Origin of the sequence: Sphingopyxis bauzanensis (assembly GCF_002205675.1) — a bacterium.
In the GTDB taxonomy this organism is placed as follows: domain Bacteria; phylum Pseudomonadota; class Alphaproteobacteria; order Sphingomonadales; family Sphingomonadaceae; genus Sphingopyxis; species Sphingopyxis bauzanensis.
Window position 1 is genome coordinate 519,111 of record NZ_NISK01000001.1, and the last position, 16,373, is coordinate 535,483.

The following is a 16,373-nucleotide window of genomic DNA, read 5'->3' on the forward strand; positions in this document are numbered from 1 at the left end:
TCATCGCGCCAGCACGGCGCCGACGATCAATTCCAGTTCGCGGCGAAAGGCCGCATGATCGGGCGCTGCATGGACAAGGCCCTTCGCGGTCCAGCACAGCGCCTGCGCCAGGCTGCCGGCGCGCGCGACCGCGGTCCCGGGACCGCCGCGCCGGATCGCATTCGCCATCGCCGCCACCAGTTTGCGTTCGGCCGCACGCACCGCTTCGCCCGGCGCGGGCGCGGCCATCGGGGCGACGTCGATCCCATGGGGCGAGGCGCGCAGCATCGCCATATGCTGGCCAACCCATGTATCGAGCGCAGTCGCCAACCGCGCAACCAAGGCGGCGGCGGGGTTTTCCAGAGCCCGCAACGCCTCCGCGAGCGACCGGTCGATCAGCGATTGGGTGGCCCATTCGAGCAGCGCGCCCTTCGATCCGAAGCGGTTGTAGAGCGCCTGACGCGACACCCCGGTGGCCTGCGCCAGATCGTCCATCGATGCCTTGCGAAATCCGGTGCGCGCGACAACGTTTAAAAGGGAATCGGCGGAAATACGGTCGGACATAAGCGCAATTTTACAAATTATACGATATTTGTAAAATTGATATATTCCGCAGCTCCGCCCGCAACGCGGTGGTCTGGGGCTGGCGGGAACAGCCGTGCTGCGCTAGCGCCGATGACATGACGATAACCTCTGATCTCATGCTCGCCAATCGCCTCGCCGACGCGGCTGGCGACGCCATCCGCCCGCTGTTTCGCGCCGCCTTTGCCCACGAAGCCAAGTCCGATGCCTCGCCGGTCACCGAGGCCGACCGCGCCGCCGAAGCGGCGATACGCCGACTGCTCGATGCCGAGGCGCCTCGCGACGGCATCATCGGCGAGGAATATGGTGCCGAGCGTCCCGACGCGGCGCGCCAATGGGTGCTCGACCCGATCGACGGCACCGTCAGCTTCATGGCGGGACGCCCGATTTTCGGTACGCTGATCGCGCTGCTGCAGGACGGCTGGCCGGTGCTGGGCATCATTGATCAGCCGATCAGCGGCGAACGCTGGGTCGGCGCGCTGGGTCGGCCGACCTTGTTCAATGGCGAGCCCGCGCGCACCCGTACCTGCCGTACCCTCGCCGATGCGACACTCGCCACAACCGGCCCGCAATATTTCGACGATCATGATGCCGAGCATTTCATGGCGCTCGCGGCCAAGACCGCGCACAAAAGGCTGATCTTTGGCGGCGACTGCTACAATTACGGCCTGCTGGCCAGCGGCCATGTCGATCTGGTGGTCGAGGCGGGGCTGAAGCTGCACGATTTCGCGGCGCTCGTTCCCATTGTCGAGGGCGCGGGCGGGACAATGTGCGACTGGAACGGCGACCCGCTCAACGCCGACAGCGCGGGCCATGTGATTGCGCTGGGCGATCCGGCACGGCTCGAAGACGTGATCGAAGGCCTCGCCTGCGCGCACTGACGTGCGGCGACCTCGGCCTCAGAAAATGCCGAGGAACTTCTTGCGCTGCTTGCCGCCCTCTTCCTTCGACAGTTTGCCATCCTCGCCCTTCGCCGTCGTGCCTTTGCCGACATCGTCGCGCACTTCGCCTTTCGTCGTGCGCTGCGCACTGGCGCGCGCACCCGCAAGGATTGGACCGCATTGCGCCGACTTCGCATCACCCGGATCGACGAAGGGGATGATCACGGCGAGCGGGGTGGCGACGATTGCCAGCCCCAGCCCTGCCCCCGCGCGGCCCATCAGCTGGTCGCTGATCGGATCGAGGCGCGGCGCCGCGAAATAGCCGCCGACGCTGACCGGCGACTGGCCCGAGAACAGGCTGAACTTCTTGCCGTCGGCGCGCACCGCCATGTCGATCGCCTCGGTACGGAACGAAAAACCGCCGCGCCCGACCATGACGTTCTTTTGCGTGTCAATCAGGATCGGGTCGGCAGCGCCGACGCCATTGCGCACGGTGAAAGCGATCACCCCGCAATTGATCTCGACCGGCTTCTTCAACTTATCCTCGAACAATTTCTGCACAAAGGTGCCGACGTCGAGCTCGGCAAGCTGGACGTTACGCGTCCAGAAACTGCCCTTCGGCAGGACGAAGGCCATGCGACCGTTCGAACTGGCGAGCGACTGGCGCAGGCTATCGCCATGGCCGACCATCTGGATCCGGCCGCTGACGGTGCCGGTGGTCCCCGATTCGGCCACCCCGAAGCGCGCCAGCAAGTTGCCGAGCCGCGTCGGCGAGAGGCGGATATCATAAGCGGTGCGCACGACCGCCGGCCGCGAATCGATCGAAACGTCACTCGCTACCTTGCCGCCGGCGAGCAGGAAGGTCAGCGGTTTCATTTCCATCAGTCCGCGCTTGAGCGACAGCGTCAGATCGACATTGCTGACCGGAAAACTCTCAGCGCGTACCTTGGCAACCTTGTAGCGCAGATCGGCGTCGAACGCTTTGAGCGAGTCGGCGCGCAGCGGCGAATCGGGAAGAACGCGCGGCCGGCCGCCGACGGTCCTGATCACGCCATCGGTGCCCATCCGGTCAAGCCGGTCGACCTCATAACCAATGAACGGCCCGGCATCGATGATATTGAGTGACCGGGTACTGAGGTTGGCGTCCAGATAGACGCGCCCTTTCGGCATACTGACTGCGAAGGTTCCCGCCAGGTCGCTGTCGCCAAAGACGCCTTTCAGACTGGTGAATTTCCAGACCGAACCGTCATAACCAAGCTTCGACGTCGCGCGGTACCGCCGGGTGTCGGGAATAGCGACGCCCAGAAAATCGAACAGGCGCGACAGGTTCTCGCCGCGCGCAGTCAGCGCCAGATCGGCACCGACCAGCTCGGTCGGGCCGGGCAGCGTGCCGACCAGATCGACGGTGTTCCCGAGCCCGATCGCGCGCATCGTCAGCCGGTTCTTGCCGCCCGCAACCGTCTGGTTCGGCGACGACAGCCGCCCGGTCAGCGTGAACGGCTGCGCGCGCATCGTCCCGCGCCCGTTGAACCCGATCGCTTCGTCGATCCGGCTGCCCGTCGAGCGCACCGTATCGATGTCGATATCAGCGAACAGGCGCAGCCGCGGGTCGCGATAGGTCAGCCCGCTCTTGGTGATCGCGGCGCGCTCGATCGTCGGCAGGTTGAGCGGCTCGGGCGGCCGATCGGGATCGCCAAAGGTCCAGCTGTTGTGCCGGTTCTGCGCGTCCCATTCGAGCGCCACCTGCGCCTGATCGATGTCGGCAAAGGTCATCACGCGCTTGCCGACGATCAGCGACAGCGTGGCCAACCGGGTATCGACGCGGCGGGCGGTAAAAAACTGTTTCGCCCGCGCCCATTCGGGATTGGCGATGCGGATGTCTTCGGCGAGGAATTTGACGTTGAAAGGCGCAAAATAGAGCTGGAAGTCGCCGCCGATCGCGACCTCCCGTTCCAGCTGCGACGACGCGACGCTTTCGAACGTCCCCTTCAAAAAGCGTCCCTTGGTGATGAACAGCACCAGCCAGATCGTCACCAGCAGCAGCAGCATGATCGCCGCCGTTCGTGCTGCGATACGCACCGCACGCGGCCGCTCTTTCAGCCAGCGGGGGGTCCAGATGCGGCGTGCAAAGCTCGACAGGACGCTAGACCAGCCCGAATCGGACGGCCCGCCGCCGGGGATGGCAGTCGCGGCGGGCGGATGGCCCATCTGTCCGGTGGGCAGGTTCATCCGCTGTGAACGAGCGCGAACACCCTTGGTTCCGCTGGCCCGGCCCGGTAGGCTTGCATTTGCGGGCGAATCCCCCTAAGCGCCCCGCTTCCGATTGTGTCGGCTGGCTGAAAGGGCTGCCAGGCCGATACGCAAACGGACTTCCAAAGGAGACCAAAATGCCCAAAATGAAGACCAAGAGCGGTGTGAAGAAACGCTTCAAATTCACCGCCTCGGGCAAAGTGAAGCACGGCGTTGCCGGCAAGCGTCACCGCCTGATTTCGCACAATTCGAAGTATATCCGCACCAACCGCGGCACCAGCGTGCTGAGCGATTCGGATGTGGCCCATGTGCGCCTCTGGGCGCCCTACGGCCTGAAGTAAGGAGCGCTAAGGCATGTCACGCATCAAACGCGGCGTCACCACGCGCGCCAAGCACAAACGCGTATTGGAACAGGCGAAGGGCTTTTACGGCCGTCGCAAGAACACCATTCGTATCGCCAAGCAGGCGGTCGAAAAGGCTGGCCAATACGCCTATCGCGACCGCAAGGTTAAGAAGCGCAATTTCCGAGGCCTGTGGATCCAGCGTATCAACGCCGCGGTTCGCGCCGAAGGCCTGACCTATTCGCAGTTCATGCACGGCGTGAAGCTGGCCGGGATCGATCTCGACCGGAAAATCATGGCCGACCTGGCGATGAACGAAGCGACGGTGTTCACCACCATCATCGCGCAGGCAAAAGCGGCGCTGCCCAAGGCAGCCTGACGTTTTTCAGCCAAGTGACGAGAAACAAGGGCGGTCCCGACGGGGCCGCCCTTTTTCGTTGGCGCGATCGCGTTGAAATGTCGTCAGGGAGCCAAAAGTCGACAGCGAACGCTCGTCACCCAGGACTTGATCCGGGGTCCAGCTTTGCACGCAAGGTCCGCGATCGCCGCAAGCAGCGGCATTAAGGGTCAAGCCCGGGATGACGAATGACGTGGCAGCACCCCACCCCACCGCCGCCATTCCCCCACGCGACCTTGCCATGCCGCCCCCAATCACTAAGCAGGGTCCGATGCCCGCCGCCGCTCCCAAACCCGCCAACAGCAACAGCGCCGCCCCCGCCGCGACGCCGATGATGGCGCAATATTGGGCGCTGAAGGCGCAGGCGGGCGGCTGCCTGCTGTTCTACCGCATGGGCGACTTCTTCGAGCTGTTCTTCGACGATGCGAAAGCCGCGGCAGCGACGCTCGACATCGCGCTGACGTCGCGCGGCGAGCATGAGGGTCAGCCGGTGGCTATGTGCGGGGTGCCCGTCCATGCCGCCGAATCCTATCTCGCCCGCCTGATCCGCGCCGGCCACCGCGTCGCGATCGCCGAACAGGTCGAAACCCCCGCCGAAGCCAAGGCGCGCGGCGGGTCGAAGGCGCTGGTGGCGCGCGCGATCGTCCGCTTCGTCACCGCCGGAACGCTGACCGAAGAAAGCCTGCTCGAAGGGCGCAGCGCCAACCGTCTCGCCGCAATGGCCGAGGTCGGCAGCGAGGGTGAGGTTGCGATTGCGGCCGCCGATATTTCCACCGGACGGTTCGAGGTCGTCGCGGTGCGGCCCGAGGCGGTCGATGCCGAACTGGCGCGGCTCGCGCCATCCGAACTGCTCGTTAGCGAGAGCGCGGGCGAGCTGCCGATTTCGTCGGCACGCCAACTCGTGCGGCGGCCCCCAGCCGACTTTTCGAGCACCGCGGCGCAAAAGCGCCTCGAAGCCTTCTTCGGCGTAAAGACGCTCGACGGTTTTGGCGCCTTTTCGCGCGGCGAAATCGCCGCAATGGGGGCGCTGGTTGCCTATCTCGACCATGTCGGCACCGGCGCGCCGACCTTTCTCCAGCCGCCGGTGCGCCATCTGGCGTCGGGGCGCATGGCGATCGACGCCGCGACGCGCGAAAGCCTCGAACTCGTCCGCACCATGGCTGGCACGCGCGACGGCAGCCTGCTCGGCACGATCGACCGCACCGTCACCGCAGCGGGGGCGCGGCTGCTCGCCGACGATCTCGCCAGCCCGCTCACCGACAAGGCGGCGATCCTCGACCGGCTCGATCTTGTCGATGGCCTTGCGCGCGATGCGCTGTGGCGCGGCGAACTTCGCGCCGCGCTGCGCGCGCTGCCCGACGCGGGACGCGCGCTCGGCCGCCTCGTCGCGGGTCGCGGCGGACCGCGCGATCTGGCGCAGTTGCGCGACGCGCTTGGCGGCGCGCGGCTCTTGCGCGAGCGCCTCGCGCACCGCCCTGATCTGCCGCCCTTGCTCGCTCGCCTGCTGCCTGCGCTCGACGGCCACGGCACGCTGGTTGACGAGCTCACTCGCGCACTGATCGAGACGCCCCCGGTCGATGCCGCGCAAGGCGGCTATATCGCCGAGGGTTACGATCACGCCCTCGACGCCTTGCGCGAAACGGCGCGCGATGGGCGCAAAGCCATCGCGCTGCTCGAAGCAGGCTATCGCGACCGCACCGGCATCGCTTCGCTCAAGATCCGCCACAATGGCGTCCTCGGCTATCATGTCGAAGTCCCCGCCAAACATGCCGACACGCTGATGGCGCCCGAATCGGGTTTCACCCACCGCCAGACGCTCGCGGGCGTCGTACGCTTCAACTCGTCCGACCTCCACGAAGCGGCGAGCCGGGTGACGCAGTCGGGAATCCACGCCGTCGCCGCCGAAGCCGCGCATCTCGAATCGCTCACCGAAGCCGCAACCGCGCGCCGCGAAGCGATCGCCGCGAGCTGCGACGTGCTGGCGCGGATCGACGTCGCTGCCGCACTCGCTGACCATGCGATGAGCCACAATTGGTGCCGCCCAGACCTCGCCGAAACGCCGTGCCTCGACGTCGTCGGCGGCCGCCATCCCGTGGTCGAGGCCGCGCTCGCGAAAGCGGGCGATCGCTTCGTCCCCAATGATCTGTCGCTATCCGAAACCGACCGGCTCTGGCTCGTGACCGGCCCAAACATGGGCGGCAAGTCGACTTTTCTGCGCCAGAACGCGCTGATCGTGGTGCTCGCGCAAGCGGGCGGGTTCGTCCCCGCTGCCTCGGCAAAGCTCGGCCTCGTCGACAAATTGTTCAGCCGCGTCGGCGCCAGCGACAATCTGGCGCGCGGACGTTCGACCTTCATGGTCGAAATGGTCGAAACCGCCGCGATCCTCGCCCAGGCGACCCCGCAAAGCTTCGTCATCCTCGACGAGGTCGGGCGCGGCACCTCGACCTATGACGGACTCGCGCTCGCCTGGTCGGTGGTCGAGGCGGTGCATGAGGTGAACAGGTGCCGCTGCCTGTTCGCGACCCATTATCACGAACTGACGCGGCTCGCTGAAACGCTGGGCGCGCTGTCGCTCCACCATGTCCGCGCGCGCGAGTGGCAGGGCGACCTGGTGCTGCTCCACGAACTCGCCGATGGCCCCGCCGACCGCAGCTACGGCCTCGCGGTCGCGCGCCTCGCCGGGGTTCCCGCGGGGGTCGTCAAGCGCGCCGAAGCGGTGCTGGCGAAGCTCGAAGCCGGGCGCGAGAAAACCGGCGGCCTCGCCGCGGGGCTCGACGACCTGCCGCTGTTCGCCGCCACCCTCGCCGCTGTGCCAGCCGAAAAACACGATGCGCTGCGCGACGCGCTGGCGCAAATCGACCCTGACGCGCTTGCCCCGCGCGAGGCACTCGACGCGCTCTATGCGCTCAAACACCTGCTGGCGGACGAAGCATGAGCGACATCTTCGACAAGCTCGAACAGCGCCGCGCGATCATCGATCGCCGCGCCCTCGGCGACCGGCTCGACGCCATCGCCGCCGAGACGCAGGATTCCGCCGCGCGCCGCCGCGCGATGGTAGCGCTGCTCAAGGCGGCGCTCGACGACGGGCGCGCCGAAATCGAACGGCGGCTGCTCGCGCACCCGTCGTCGGGCCGCCTCGCCGCCAGCGCCACCGCCTTCCTGATCGACCAGATCGTCCGCCTCAGCCATGATTTCACCGTCGGCCACCTTTACCCCTCGGGCAATAAATCGTCGGGCGAGCGGCTCACGCTAATCGCGGTCGGCGGCTATGGCCGCGGCGAAATGGCGCCGCACAGCGACATCGACATCGGCTTCCTCACCCCGTTCAAGCAGACAAGCTGGACCGAAAGCGTGATCGAGGCGCAGCTTTATACGCTGTGGGATCTGGGGCTGAAGGTGGGCCATTCCAGTCGTTCGGTCGACGAGATGGTTCGCGCCGCAAAGGATGATCTCACTATCCGCACCGCCTTGCTTGAAGGCCGCTTCATCTGGGGCGACCGCGAACTTTATGATCAGGCATCGGCGCGTTTCGATGCCGAGGTCGTCGCGGGCAATGCGCGCGCCTTTGTCGCCGACAAGCTCGCCGAGCGCGACGAGCGGCACAAGCGCATGGGCGATTCGCGCTACGTCGTCGAACCGAATGTGAAGGAGGGCAAGGGCGGGCTGCGCGATCTGCACACCCTGTTCTGGATCGGCAAGTTCATCCACCGCGTGCGGACCGTCCCCGAACTCGTCGACGCCGGGCTGCTGTCGGTCCGCGAGCTGCGCCAATTTGCCCGCGCCGAAAATTTCCTCCTCGCCGTCCGCTGTCACCTCCACACGATCGCGGGGCGCGCCGAGGACCGGCTGACCTTCGACGTCCAGCGCGAGATCGCCGCACGCATGCAATTCGCCGAACGCCCCGGCAAAAGCGCGGTCGAGCGCTTCATGCAGCTCTATTTCCTCCACGCCAAAAGTGTCGGCGACGTCACCGGCACCTTCCTCGCGCATCTCGACGACCAGATGGCGGCGCGCGGGCGGCGTTTCCTGCCGACGATCCGGCGGCGTCCGGGCAAGCTCAACGGCTTCGTCCTCGACCGCGGGCGGCTGGCGCTACCCAGCGACGATTTCTTTCAGCAGGATCCGGTGCGCCTCATCGAAATCTTCGCGCTGGCCGACAAGCACGGGCTCGAAATCCATCCGCAGGCGATGCGCCAGGCGCGCCACGAGGCCAAGCTGATCGAGACGCAGGGGGTGCGCCGCAACGCGCGCGCGAACGTGCTGTTCCTCGACGTGCTGACATCCCCACGCGATCCCGAAACGGTGCTGCGCTGGATGAACGAGGCGGGTGTGTTCGGCCGCTTCGTCCCCGATTTCGGCCGCGTCGTCGCGCAGATGCAGTTCGACATGTATCATCACTATACCGTCGACGAACACACGATCCGCGCCATCGGCCTGCTCGCCGACATCGAACAGGGACGGCTCAAGGAAGACCACCCGCTATCGACCGCGATCATGGACCAGATCCATTCGCGCCGCGTCGTCTATGTCGCGGTGCTGCTGCACGACATCGCTAAGGGGCGCGGCGGCGACCATAGCGTGCTCGGCGCCGAACTGGCGCTGCGCGTCTGCCCGCGGCTGGGGCTCAGCGACGCGGAGACCGAGACCGTCTCGTGGCTCGTGCGCTACCACCTGCTGATGTCGGCGACCGCGTTCAAACGCGACCTCGCCGATTTCAAGACGATCCTCGACTTCGCGCAGATGGTGCAAAGTCCCGAACGCCTCCGCCTGCTCCTCGTCCTCACCGTCGTCGACATCCGCGCCGTCGGCCCCGGGGTGTGGAACAGCTGGAAACGCCAGTTGCTGACCGAACTCTATGACGCCGCCGAAGAAGTGCTGCGCCTCGGCCACAAGCAAAAGGGTCGCGAACAACGCATTGCCAGCAAGAAAGAGGCGGTCGCGGCGCAATTCGGCTTCGACCAAAAGACTTTCGACAAGGTCGCAAAGCGCCTGCCCGAAAGCTATTGGATCGCCGAACCGGTCGAGGTCATCGCCGCCAACCTCGTCCATATCCGGCAGGCTGGCGATTCGCCGCTGCACATCGCCGCGGTCCCCGACGATGATCGCGGCGCGACGCTGGTGATGGTGCTCGCCGCCGACCATCCCGGGCTGTTCTATCGTATCGCAGGCGGCATCCACCTCGCCGGCGGCAACATCATCGACGCGCGAATCCACACCACCCGCGACGGCCTCGCGCTCGACAATTTCCTCGTGCAGGATCCGATCGGCCGCCCGTTCGACGAGCCGGGGCAGATCGGCCGGCTGACCCGCGCGATCGAGGATGCGCTTGCCAACCGCCACAAACTGCTCCCCAAACTCGAAGCCCGCGCGCTGCCGCGAACCCGCGCCGAAGCCTTCCGCATTGCCCCCAACGTCTTCGTCGACAATAAGGCATCAAACCGCTTCACCGTGATCGAGGTCAACGCGCAGGACCGCCCCGCGCTGCTCAATCAGCTCGCCTATGCGCTGTTTCAGTCCAAGGTGACCGTCCACAGCGCCCACGTCGCCACCTATGGCGAACGCGCGGTCGACACCTTCTATGTCACCGACCTGATCGGCGACAAGATCGACAGCGCCGCGCGCGTGAAGTCGCTGGAAAAACGCCTGCTGGAGGCGGCGACGAGCCAGAGCGAGGAAGCGGTGGCGGCTTAGGCCTTGCGCCCCAACTCGCGGGCGAGCGCCAGGAACGCCGCCAGCGCGGCCGATGGATGACGGCGGCCCGGATAATAGAGCGCGAGACCCGGAAACGGCGGGGTCCAGTCATCGAGCAGACGAACGAGCCGGCCCGCGTCGATGTCGGCAACAACATCCTGTTCAAAGAAGAAGCCGATCCCCACACCCGCAACCACCGCAGCGCGCGCGATCGTAACATCGTCGATCGTCATTGGGCCTCTCACCTCGACCTGCGCCGTCTCGGCGCCTTTCTCGAAATACCAGCGATAGAGCGAACCATCGGGCAGGCGCACGCGGATGCACGCATGGGTAGTGAGGTCGGTGGGAACACGCGGCGGCGCATGCGCGGCAAGATAGTCGGGCGACGCGACGACGGCAAACCGCTGCGCCTCGCCGAGCGACAGCGCGATCATGTCGGTGGGAACCAGCGACGCAACCCGTACCCCCAGGTCGAACCCTTCCGCGACAATATCGACCAGCCGTCCGTCGGTCACCACATCGACATGCACGCCCGGATAACGGCGCGCATATTCGAGGATCAGCGCCGCCAGCGCGGAGCGCGCCGCGAACGGCGGGGCATTGATCCGCAGCGTGCCCGATGGCGTTTCGCCGCGCGCGCGGACGATCTCGATCGCCTCGCGAACATCGAGCAGCGACGGCCCTATCCGGTCGACAAAGATATGTCCCGCGTCGGTCAGTGCAACGCTGCGCGTCGTCCGGTTGAACAGGCGGACCCCCAGCTCGGTCTCGATCCGCGCGATCATGTGGCTGAGCGCGGTTGTTGACAGGCCCAGGTCGATCGCCGCCTGTCGAAACGATCCGCGCCGGCCGACCGCGAGCACGGCGTCGAAATCGCGGAGCGCAAGACGCGTCATTATCCCGTAATTTTCATCAAAACATCCAACATTGGCCTTCTTATCCGGATGATGCCGCGGGTTTACATCGGAGGCAAGCCAAAGACCGGAGACTCGCCATGCAACTACCCCATCCCGTTCAAACCTATTTCGACGCCGACCAGCGCGACGACACCGCCGCCCTGATGACCGCCTTTGCCCCCGATGCGCTCGTGCAGGACGAGGGTCGTTCGTACTACGGCCATGCGGACATCGATTCATGGTGGCGCGACGCCAAACAGCAATTTGCGCATCAGGCGGCACCGTTTGAGATCAAAACCGAAGGCCGCAGAATCAGCGTTCGGGCAACGGTGACCGGCAATTTCCCGACCAGCCCGGCAACCCTCACCTATCATTTTGTGCTGGCGGAAGATCGCATCGCCGAGCTGGAGATTCTACCATGACCAGCTTTCTGTCGCTCGTCGGCAAGCGCGCGCTCGTCACATCGGGGACGAAGGGCGCGGGCAAGGCTACCGCCGATTTGCTCCGCGAACTCGGCGCGGCGGTGTTCACGGTCGCCCGCAACGCGCCCGATGACAGATCCGACGCCATGTTCATCGCTGCCGATCTGACGACGGCCGAAGGGTGCGAGCGCGTCGCCGCCGCCGCGCTCGACCGGCTGGGCGGCATCGACATTCTCGTCCATATGCTTGGCGGCTCGTCGGCCCCGGGCGGCGGCTTTGCCGCGCTCACCGACGCGCATTGGGAGCGCGAGCTTGCGCTCAACCTGTTTCCCGCCGTTCGGCTCGACCGCGCGCTCGTCCCCGCGATGACCGCGCAGAGGTCGGGCGTCGTCGTCCATGTCTCGTCGATCCAGCGCTTATTGCCATTGCCCGAAGCGACGACCGGCTATGCCGCAGCCAAGGCGGCGCTGTCGACCTACAGCAAGGCCTTGTCGAAAGAGGTCGCGCCACAGGGCGTGCGCGTCGTCCGCATCGCCCCGGGCTGGATCGAAACCGAAGCCTCGGTGCAGCTCGCCGAGCGCGTCGCGCGCGAGGCGGGGACCGATTATGCAGGCGGCAAGGCGATGATCATGGCTTCGCTCGGCGGCATCCCGCTGGGCCGCCCCGCAAAGCCCGAAGACGTCGCCAACCTGATCGCCTTCCTCGTATCGGACCGCGCCGCGTCGATAACCGGGACCGAATATGTGATCGACGGCGGGACCATCCCGACAGTATGATCGATGTTCAGCTGTCGATTGGAGCGCGGAGCGAAAAGGTCGGATCCGACTGCTACGCCCAAGGCATCGGCGTCGGGCCGACCGGTCAGTTCCAGGCGCGCGCCATGAAACGGTCCTTCGCGCCGTTCAGCACGTTTAGCGCTTGCTCGATATTGCGGGTGCGGGCCTCGTCGGACTTCAGCCGGGCGAAATAGCGCAGCATCTCTTTCTGCAGGCTCGGCGACAACTGGTCCCATCGCGCCTTGGCGACCGGGTTGGCGTCAAGGCGCGCGGCAAATTCGGCCGGCATCGCGTGCTCGGGACCGCCGCGATAGCTGTCGTCGAACGCCACGCTCACTTCGACGGTGTCGCCAACCGTGGTGACTGACGCCTTGCGGATCGGGCCGTTGAGATAGAGCAGGAAGCTGCCGTCCCCCGCGGGCATCATATTGACGCGCGCGGGCGGTTCGGGCTGACCGTTCACCTGCACCATCACCGGGATTGGCCGTTTCCAATCAGGCCGGATCTGCTGCGCCCGCGCTTCGCTGACCATCACATAGGGGTTGATACCCCGCAGCTCGATTTGGGCCGTGAACTTCATGGCTGACCGGCTGCCCAAGCGAGCATCACCCCCGCAGCACCGCCCCAACCTTCGCCGCCGCCGCGACCACCTTGTCGGCAATCGCCTTCAGCTCGGCGTCGGTGAAGCTCTTCTCGACCGGCTGCAACTCCACCTCGACCGCCAAGCTCACCTGCCCCTCGGGCACGCCCTGGCCGGTGAAGCGGTCGAACAGGCGGGCATCCACGATGCTCGCCTTGTCGGCGCCGCGGATCGCGCGCACCAGCTCGGCGGCCGTCAGGCTGGCCGGAGCCAGGAACGCGAAGTCGCGGCGCACCGATTGCAGCGTGGGCGGGGTGAACGCCGCGCGCGCGGGGCCGCTGGCGCGCTTTGCCGGGATCGCATCCAGGAATATCTGCACCGCCATCACCGGGCCGTCGACATCGAAATGGCGGGTTAGCAGCGGGTGGAGCGCGCCGAATTCGGCGAGCACCGCCTTGGGGCCGAGCCTCAGCGTCGCCGACTGGCCAGGGTGCCAGATGCTGCCCTCGCTCACCGCGTCCATCACCTGCAAGCGGTCGGCGGGCGCGCCCGCAGCGTCGAGCAATGCCAGCGCCGCGGCCTTGGCGTCGAACGCGTCGAACGGCGCGGCCTTGCCCGCCTGCCACCCGCGCGCGCGCTTGTCGCCGGCCATCAACACGGCCAGCGTCGGATGCTCGGCATCGGACAGGTAACGCCGCCCGATTTCGAACAGGCGAATACTGTCGGCGCCGCGGTTCTGGTTGCGCTGCGCCGCGGCGAGCAGGCCGGGGAGCAGCGACGGGCGCATGACCTTCAGATCTTCGCTGATCGGATTGGCGAGCGACCAGGCGCCGCCGCCGAATGGCGCCGCATCGCGGTCGCTGATGAATGACCAGGTCACCGCTTCGTGGAAACCCGCCGCCGCCGCGGCGCGGCGCATACGGCGCTCGAGCATCTGTTCGGCGGTCGCGGTCGGTTTGGCCACGCCGTCGCTGCGCGGGAGCGGCACCGATGCGATCGCGTCGAAGCCGGTGATGCGCGTGACTTCCTCGACCAGATCGGGGGCGCCATCGATGTCACGGCGCCAGCTCGGTACGGCGACCTGCCAACGGCCGCCCTGTTCGATGACGGTGAACCCCAGCGCAGCCAAAATCTCCAGCTGCCGCTCGGGCGCGATCGCGATGCCGCCCAGCGTCGCCGACAGCGCGGGATCGTAATCGACCGTCTTCACCTCGGCGGGCGGCGCCCCGGCGCGGGTGACTGCAGAGGGGGTGCCGCCGCAGATCGCCAGCACATGCGCGGTCACGATCGCAGCCGCGTCGTCCAGAAACGCCGGATCGACCCCGCGCTCAAAACGGCTGCGCGCGTCGCTGGTGAGCGCCAGCGCCTGCCCGGTCAGCGCGATTCGTTCGGGGGTGAAATAGGCGACCTCGATCAGCACATCGCTCGTCGTCTCGCTGCAACCCGAATGCTCGCCGCCCATGATTCCGGCGATGTCGTGCACGCCGATGTCGTCTGCGATCACCGTCATCGTGTCGGTGAGCGTATAATCCTTGCCATTGAGCGCGGTGACCGTCTCGCCCGCCTTGGCACGGCGCGCGACAAGCGGACCGGTCAACTTGACGCGGTCATAGATATGGCTGGGACGGCCCAGGTCGAACATCACATAATTGCTGATGTCGACGAGCGCCGAGATCGAGCGCTGCCCGATCGCTGCGAGGCGGCGACGCATCCATTCGGGCGCGGTGCCGTTGGCGACGCCGCTGATCGTGCGGCCGTAAAAGGCGGGGCAGCCCTCGGTATCGTCCGTCCGGATTTCGGTCGCGGGCTCACCCTCGCCGATGATCGTCGGGACGTCGAGCGGCTTCAACGTGCCAAGGCCCGCGGCGGCGAGGTCGCGCGCAATCCCACGCACGCCCATGCAATCCTGCCGGTTCGGGGTGATCGAAATGTCGATCACCGGGTCACCCGCGCCGCTATAATCGGCAAAGCTGGTCCCCACGGGCGCGTTCTCGGGCAGTTCGATGATCCCGTCATGGTCGTCGCCCAGCTCCAGCTCGCGCGACGAGCACATCATGCCGTTCGATTCGACCCCGCGCACAGCGGCGACCTTCAGCTCCATGCCGTTCGCGGGCACCACCGCGCCGGGCAGCCCGAGCACACCGATCAGCCCCGCGCGCGCATTCGGGGCGCCGCACACCACGGTCAGCGCCGCGCCGCCGTCGCCGGTATCGACGGTCAGCACCTGCAATTTGTCGGCCTGAGGATGTTTCTCGGCGGTCAGCACTTTGGCGACGCGGAAGCCTTTGAGCTTGTCGGCCGGGTTCTCGACGCTTTCGACCTCGTGGCCGATCCGGTTGAGGGTGGCGACCACGTCGTCGACGCTCGCGGATGTGTCCAGATGCTCTTTGAGCCAGTCGAGGGTGATCTTCATGCCGAAATCCCCCCGCTCAGCGTTGGGACACTCAGCGCCCCGAATCCATAGTGGCTGAGCCAGCGCAGATCGCCGTCGAAGAAGGCGCGCAAATCGTCCATGCCATATTTCAGCATCGCCAGGCGGTCGACTCCGACCCCGAAGGCAAAGCCCTGCCATTCATCGGGATCGAGCCCGCAGTTCGCGATCACGCGGCGGTTGACCATCCCGCTGCCGAGCAGCTCCATCCACGCATGGCCATCATCGTCGCCATGCCCGCCCACGATGCGGCGCCCCTTTTCCTGCTTGTAACCGACGTCGACCTCGGCCGACGGTTCGGTGAAGGGGAAATAGCTCGGGCGCAGCCGCAGCACGATGTCGTCGCGCTCGAAATAGGCCTTCAGGAACGTCTCGAGCGTCCACTTCAGATGCCCCATATGAATACCGCGGTCGATGACGAGACCTTCCACCTGGTGAAACATCGGCGTGTGCGTTGCGTCGCTGTCGCTGCGATAGACGCGGCCGGGGGCTATGATCCGGATCGGCGGTTCTTGCGACATCATCGTGCGGATCTGCACCGGCGAGGTATGGGTGCGCAGCAGCATCGCTCGGCCCTCGGCGTCGGTGTCGGGGAAATAGAACGTATCATGCATCGCCCGCGCCGGATGCGTCTCGGGAATGTTGAGCGCGGTGAAATTGCGCCAGTCGTCCTCGATCTCGGGACCGGTCGCGACGGCAAAGCCCATGTCGGCAAAGATCTCGGCGAGTTCGTCCATCACCTGACTGACCGGATGGACGCTGCCGCGCGGCGCGGCATCGGCGGGCAGCGACATATCGATTGCCTCGGCGGCGAGCTTGATGTCGAGCGCCGCGGCGTCGAGCGCGGCTTTGCGGTTGGCAAGCGCCGCGGTCACGGCTTCGCGCAGCGTGTGGATCTGCGGCCCCTGCGCCTGCCGCTCGTCGGGCGTCATGCCGCCCAGCGATTTGAGCAGTGCGGTAATGCTGCCCGCCTTGCCCAGCGCCGCGACGCGCAGCGCCTCGAGCGCGTCGAGATCGCCCGCCGCCGCTATGTCGTCGACCAGCCGGGTCTGGATCGCCTGAATATCGCTCATCGTTTCTCGTCCTGCAGCGGCCGCGCTTCGCCCGCGCCGCCGCTTGCACCGAAGGCGATGCATGGGTCAAGCCC

General features: G+C 66.5%; 13 protein-coding genes. 7 read left to right on the forward strand and 6 right to left on the reverse strand.

Annotation, left to right across the window (positions count from 1 at the left end):
• Window positions 1–543: a TetR/AcrR family transcriptional regulator gene (locus tag CDQ92_RS02535; protein ID WP_088439776.1), complete on the reverse strand. Its 543-nt coding sequence runs from the start codon at window positions 541–543 to the stop codon at window positions 1–3.
• A 116-nt stretch (window positions 544–659) separates the two neighbouring features.
• Between CDQ92_RS02535 and hisN the strand changes: the two genes are divergently transcribed.
• Entirely contained in the window at window positions 660–1,442 is a 783-nt protein-coding gene (gene hisN, locus CDQ92_RS02540) for a histidinol-phosphatase (protein ID WP_088439778.1), read from the forward strand.
• 18 nt (window positions 1,443–1,460) lie between these two features.
• Here hisN and CDQ92_RS02545 read toward each other — a convergent pair whose 3' ends face one another.
• On the reverse strand, window positions 1,461–3,671 hold the full coding sequence (locus CDQ92_RS02545) for an AsmA family protein (protein ID WP_229667198.1): 2,211 nt from the start codon (window positions 3,669–3,671) through the stop codon (window positions 1,461–1,463).
• Between the two features lie 158 nt (window positions 3,672–3,829).
• On the opposite strand from CDQ92_RS02545, the gene rpmI reads away from it, so the two are divergent.
• From rpmI to CDQ92_RS02565, 4 genes are all read left to right on the forward strand, one after another.
• Window positions 3,830–4,033, forward strand: a complete 204-nt coding sequence (gene rpmI / locus CDQ92_RS02550; protein WP_088439780.1) for a 50S ribosomal protein L35 — start codon at window positions 3,830–3,832, stop codon at window positions 4,031–4,033.
• A gap of 13 nt (window positions 4,034–4,046) precedes the next feature.
• Window positions 4,047–4,412: a 50S ribosomal protein L20 gene (gene rplT / locus CDQ92_RS02555; RefSeq protein WP_088439782.1), complete on the forward strand. Its 366-nt coding sequence runs from the start codon at window positions 4,047–4,049 to the stop codon at window positions 4,410–4,412.
• Between the two features lie 289 nt (window positions 4,413–4,701).
• Window positions 4,702–7,365, forward strand: a complete 2,664-nt coding sequence (mutS, locus tag CDQ92_RS02560; protein WP_088439784.1) for a DNA mismatch repair protein MutS — start codon at window positions 4,702–4,704, stop codon at window positions 7,363–7,365.
• Window positions 7,362–10,121, forward strand: coding sequence for a [protein-PII] uridylyltransferase (locus CDQ92_RS02565; RefSeq protein ID WP_088439786.1), 2,760 nt, complete (start codon window positions 7,362–7,364; stop codon window positions 10,119–10,121). The genes mutS and CDQ92_RS02565 overlap by 4 nt, the downstream gene beginning before the upstream one ends.
• Here CDQ92_RS02565 and CDQ92_RS02570 read toward each other — a convergent pair.
• A complete protein-coding gene (locus tag CDQ92_RS02570; RefSeq protein ID WP_088439788.1) occupies window positions 10,118–11,017 on the reverse strand; it encodes a LysR substrate-binding domain-containing protein in 900 nt (299 codons plus the stop codon). The two genes, CDQ92_RS02565 and CDQ92_RS02570, sit on opposite strands and share 4 nt — an antisense overlap.
• Before the next feature lie 98 nt (window positions 11,018–11,115).
• Between CDQ92_RS02570 and CDQ92_RS02575 the strand changes: the two genes are divergently transcribed.
• Both CDQ92_RS02575 and CDQ92_RS02580 read left to right on the forward strand, forming a co-directional pair.
• A complete protein-coding gene (locus CDQ92_RS02575; RefSeq protein WP_088439790.1) occupies window positions 11,116–11,439 on the forward strand; it encodes a nuclear transport factor 2 family protein in 324 nt (107 codons plus the stop codon).
• Window positions 11,436–12,215 carry an SDR family oxidoreductase gene (locus CDQ92_RS02580; RefSeq protein WP_088439791.1) on the forward strand — a complete coding sequence of 260 codons (780 nt, stop codon included), beginning with the start codon at window positions 11,436–11,438 and terminating at the stop codon, window positions 12,213–12,215. The genes CDQ92_RS02575 and CDQ92_RS02580 overlap by 4 nt, the downstream gene beginning before the upstream one ends.
• A gap of 85 nt (window positions 12,216–12,300) precedes the next feature.
• On the opposite strand, the gene CDQ92_RS02585 is transcribed toward CDQ92_RS02580, so the two are convergent.
• The 3 genes from CDQ92_RS02585 to pheS are packed head-to-tail and all read right to left on the reverse strand — an operon-like array spanning window position 12,301 to window position 16,299.
• On the reverse strand, window positions 12,301–12,795 hold the full coding sequence (locus CDQ92_RS02585) for a YdeI/OmpD-associated family protein (RefSeq protein WP_088439792.1): 495 nt from the start codon (window positions 12,793–12,795) through the stop codon (window positions 12,301–12,303).
• Window positions 12,796–12,820: 25 nt separating this feature from the next.
• Window positions 12,821–15,208 carry a phenylalanine--tRNA ligase subunit beta gene (pheT, locus tag CDQ92_RS02590; protein WP_088439794.1) on the reverse strand — a complete coding sequence of 796 codons (2,388 nt, stop codon included), beginning with the start codon at window positions 15,206–15,208 and terminating at the stop codon, window positions 12,821–12,823.
• A complete protein-coding gene (gene pheS, locus CDQ92_RS02595) occupies window positions 15,205–16,299 on the reverse strand; it encodes a phenylalanine--tRNA ligase subunit alpha (protein WP_088439796.1) in 1,095 nt (364 codons plus the stop codon). The genes pheT and pheS overlap by 4 nt, the downstream gene beginning before the upstream one ends.
• Between the last annotated feature and the right edge of the window lie 74 nt (window positions 16,300–16,373).

Bases quoted from the DNA above. Each gene is read 5' to 3' on its own strand.
- rplT (WP_088439782.1), top strand. From the start codon at position 4,047: ATGTCACGCATCAAACGCGGCGTCACCACGCGCGCCAAGCACAAACGC.
- CDQ92_RS02545 (WP_229667198.1), bottom strand. From the start codon at position 3,671: ATGAACCTGCCCACCGGACAGATGGGCCATCCGCCCGCCGCGACTGCC.
- pheT (WP_088439794.1), bottom strand. From the start codon at position 15,208: ATGAAGATCACCCTCGACTGGCTCAAAGAGCATCTGGACACATCCGCG.
- mutS (WP_088439784.1), top strand. From the start codon at position 4,702: ATGCCCGCCGCCGCTCCCAAACCCGCCAACAGCAACAGCGCCGCCCCC.
- pheS (WP_088439796.1), bottom strand. From the start codon at position 16,299: ATGAGCGATATTCAGGCGATCCAGACCCGGCTGGTCGACGACATAGCG.
- CDQ92_RS02585 (WP_088439792.1), bottom strand. From the start codon at position 12,795: ATGAAGTTCACGGCCCAAATCGAGCTGCGGGGTATCAACCCCTATGTG.
- hisN (WP_088439778.1), top strand. From the start codon at position 660: ATGACGATAACCTCTGATCTCATGCTCGCCAATCGCCTCGCCGACGCG.
- CDQ92_RS02580 (WP_088439791.1), top strand. From the start codon at position 11,436: ATGACCAGCTTTCTGTCGCTCGTCGGCAAGCGCGCGCTCGTCACATCG.
- CDQ92_RS02535 (WP_088439776.1), bottom strand. From the start codon at position 543: ATGTCCGACCGTATTTCCGCCGATTCCCTTTTAAACGTTGTCGCGCGC.
- CDQ92_RS02575 (WP_088439790.1), top strand. From the start codon at position 11,116: ATGCAACTACCCCATCCCGTTCAAACCTATTTCGACGCCGACCAGCGC.
- CDQ92_RS02570 (WP_088439788.1), bottom strand. From the start codon at position 11,017: ATGACGCGTCTTGCGCTCCGCGATTTCGACGCCGTGCTCGCGGTCGGC.
- rpmI (WP_088439780.1), top strand. From the start codon at position 3,830: ATGCCCAAAATGAAGACCAAGAGCGGTGTGAAGAAACGCTTCAAATTC.
- CDQ92_RS02565 (WP_088439786.1), top strand. From the start codon at position 7,362: ATGAGCGACATCTTCGACAAGCTCGAACAGCGCCGCGCGATCATCGAT.